Origin of the sequence: Microcystis sp. LEGE 00066 (genome assembly GCF_015207925.1) — a bacterium.
Taxonomy (GTDB): Bacteria; Cyanobacteriota; Cyanobacteriia; order Cyanobacteriales; family Microcystaceae; genus Microcystis; species Microcystis ichthyoblabe_A.
This window is the reverse complement of the sequence record NZ_JADEVX010000302.1, coordinates 1-3,306: the sequence shown is the minus strand read 5'-3', so window position 1 is coordinate 3,306 and position 3,306 is coordinate 1. Positions and strand designations below refer to the sequence as shown.

Annotated in this window: 2 protein-coding genes and 1 pseudogene; 2 read left to right on the top strand and 1 reads right to left on the bottom strand. The window is 44.7% G+C overall.

Annotated elements, in window-relative coordinates; all coding sequences use genetic code 11:
* Positions 1–30 precede the first annotated feature (30 nt).
* Positions 31–717: an N-acetylmannosamine-6-phosphate 2-epimerase gene (locus IQ224_RS22770; protein ID WP_084990110.1), complete on the top strand. Its 687-nt coding sequence runs from the start codon at positions 31–33 to the stop codon at positions 715–717.
* Positions 718–754: 37 nt separating this feature from the next.
* Here the strand turns inward: IQ224_RS22770 and IQ224_RS25190 are convergent.
* Positions 755–823 (bottom strand): annotated as a pseudogene (locus tag IQ224_RS25190) (DUF4164 domain-containing protein); the annotation flags it as partial.
* A 231-nt stretch (positions 824–1,054) separates the two neighbouring features.
* Between IQ224_RS25190 and IQ224_RS22760 the strand changes: the two are divergent.
* Complete coding sequence (locus tag IQ224_RS22760; RefSeq protein ID WP_194033525.1) at positions 1,055–3,256, top strand: PhoX family phosphatase; 2,202 nt, start codon at positions 1,055–1,057, stop codon at positions 3,254–3,256.
* Positions 3,257–3,306 lie beyond the last annotated feature (50 nt).

Genomic DNA, 3,306 nt, shown 5'->3' with positions numbered 1-3,306 from the left:
CCCCACACCCCACACCCTACACCCCAATTTATGCGAATAGAAACCTTAAAATCGGGTTTAATCGTCTCCTGTCAAGCGCCAGTGGAGTCATCTCTGCACGATCCTGTAATTATTGCTGCCATGGCTCATGCTTGCGTGGATAGGGGTGCTTGTGGGGTAAGAATTGATAGTCCCGCTCATCTGAAAGCCACCCGTCAACAATTGCCGGATATACCGATAATTGGGCTCTGGAAACGCAATTATCCCGATTGTTCGGTATATATTACTCCCAAATATCAAGATGCTCTCGCCATTGCCGATGCCGGTGCCGATATCATTGCCTTGGATGCTACCCCAAGAAAGCGTCCTAATGATGAAAATTTAGCCACAATTATCGATCGTATTCATCGGGAAACTGGTAAATTAGTCATGGCAGATATAGACTCGATCGAAAGTGCTATTTATGCGGTGGCAGCCGGTGCTGATGTTGTCGGTACAACTCTTTACGGTTACACAGAAGCAACTAAACAGCTGCAGCCGCCGAGTTTTTCTTTCCTAGAAGAATTAGTTAATAATTTATCAGTTCCTGTTATCTGTGAAGGAGGAATATCGACTCCAAAAGAAGCCAAAAAAGCCCTAGAATTTGGTGCATATTCGGTAGTTGTTGGTACGGCAATTACAGGGATTGATTTAAAAACTACCGCTTTTTTACAAGGAATTTTATCGAAATATTCATGACATTAATCTTGCTTCTGGCCGTGCCTGGTAGCCACTTTTAGGGATTAGGAAAAAAAACAAAAAGTTTAGCCGCACCACCCAAAATAGCGACGACTAAAGCGATTATTCAGTTATCAGTTATCAGATTTGAGTTTTAAGTGTGCAGTATGGATTAAGCGAGCAGTATTAAATGGCAGTTTTCTGCTGTCTTTGCACCGATTACTGTTTACTGATTACTTTTAACTGGCTGTTAACTTATTCATAACTTGGATAATATATAATACCTATGTCAAGTTTATGTAATAAAATTTAACCTAATCGATGTCTGAGTATCAGTTTTGACTTTATTTCCGAAAATATGAGTATTTCTCGCCGTAATTTCCTCACCTTTTTAACTGCCACTGCCGGTGTCTCTTTTTTCAGTCTGCAAGAGAAAAAATATTCCTCTCTGATTAGCAGTCCTGCGATCGCTGCCAATAGTTTTGGGTTAAACTTTTCTCCAGTCAAACTGCCAATTCCCTTAAAAATTGACGGTATGAGCGATGAAAGCCAAAAAAATGCCTATCAAACCTATAAAGTCCTAGATGATCTCGTTCTTCCGCAAGGATTCACCTATGATGTGCTGGCACAGTGGGGGGATAAAGTGGGTGATTCCCGTTTCGGTTATAACAATGATTATCTATCTTTTATCGAAACCAGTCCGGGTCAAGGTTATCTAACCGTTAATTTTGAATATATCAGTGGTCGTACTTGGCTACAAACCTTTGAACAAGTGATCGGTAAAACCCTACCCGTCAAGGAAGTACGGGAAAAAACGAACGAAAAGGGTGAAATTGCCGCCTATCACCTACAAGATGCCAGCTTAAAGGCAAAAATCGAGGAAATCTCCCTAGAAGGATTAATTGATCAGGGAATTGGCGTAATTTCCTTAGCTAAAGATCAAACGGGAAAATGGCAACGTACCTATAGTAAAGCCGATCGCCGCATTACCGGTATTTCTGGACTAAAGGACGGCCACTACCTGAAAGCGACTGGCCCTGCTGTAGCAATTTTTACCAAAACCAATAAACTTGGCTACGATGACGGATTCGGGGCAAAAATTATCGGAACATTTCAAAATTGCGCCGGGGGAACAACTCCCTGGGGGACCGTATTTAGTGCCGAGGAAAACTTTCAAGACCAAGTGACGGAGGTAGTGTTAAAAGACGGTTCCTCTTTGCATCCCGATACTACTCCCTTTATTCTCAATAGTGGGGAAGTGGATGGCCGGGGTAACGTTTTTGGGTTAGCGGGAAATAAATACGGTTGGATGGTGGAGGTGGATCCAGCCAATCCCGACGATTACGGCACAAAACACACTTGGTTAGGGCGTTTTCGCCATGAAGCGGTCGCTTTTCTCGCTCAAACGGGGCAACCCTTGGCGGTTTATTCAGGATGCGATCGCAGAGGCGGTCATGTCTATAAATTCGTCTCCGAGGGCAAAATTAGCGATATTAAAGACAAAAATAACTCAAAACTCCTAGAAAAGGGAATGCTCTACGGGGCCAAATTCAACCCCGATAAAACCGGTTATTGGATACCCTTAAATCCCGACACGGAGATCAATCCCGTCCTACCGAGTCAAATTGCCGCTAGTCGCGGGGATGGGGTGGTAGCTTTGCCGAATCCCGAAAGAACGGTCAATGAGACTAAATTACTGCTATTTAAGGACGATGAAGAGATTCTAGCCTACAAAGCTAAATATAAGACCCTCGCAGACCTGTATGAAGGTAATGGAACGGAAAAACAGGGAGCAATTCTCATCGATGCTCATTTTGCCGCTAACGCCGTTGGGATCACTTGTACTGGTCGGCCAGAAGATACGGAAGTGGACGAGAATGGCACTTTATATATAACCTTTACCTCTGGTAGTCCCAGTGAAGCGGAGGGAGGAGCCGATAGGGAGATATTTAAGGGACCAAATGGCGAAATCCCCTACGAATTTGGTTGGATTATCAGCTTAAGGGAAGATAATAACGATGCTGCTTCCTTAAGTTTTCGTTGGGATGTGGTCGCTTACGGAGGGGAACCGACCGAGAAGGGTGCGGGTTTTTCTAATCCCGATAACCTCGCGTTCGATCAACAGGGAAATCTCTGGATGGTTAGCGATATTTCCACGGGTGGGTTAAATCGAGAGATGAAAACTCGTTATCCCCAAGGAGTCCCAGTTAGTCAACGGGATTTATTGGGGATTTTTGGTAATAATAGCGCTTGGGTATTTGCCAAGGGTCAAGAGCATCCCTATCCTTTTGCTATCGCTCCCATGGATGCGGAATTAACGGGATTGTACTTTACTCCCGACCAAGAGACGTTATTTTTGGCAGTACAACATCCGGGGGAAGCGGGGGGAATTCGTCGGGATTTGGCCTTTGAAAACCGAAAATTTGCCCTGAAAACCACTAATGGGCAGGAATTTGAACAAATGCGACAAGTACCCCTAGGGTCGAATTGGCCCAGTGGTCAAGTTAATCAACCTCCCCGGCCAGCAGTGGTGGCAATTCGCCGAATCCAGTCAAAATAGGTGTGGGGTGTAGGGTGTGGGGTGTAGGGTGTGGGGTGTAGGGTGTGGGA

Bases quoted from the DNA above. Each gene is read 5' to 3' on its own strand.
- IQ224_RS22770 (WP_084990110.1), top strand. From the start codon at position 31: ATGCGAATAGAAACCTTAAAATCGGGTTTAATCGTCTCCTGTCAAGCG.
- IQ224_RS22760 (WP_194033525.1), top strand. From the start codon at position 1,055: ATGAGTATTTCTCGCCGTAATTTCCTCACCTTTTTAACTGCCACTGCC.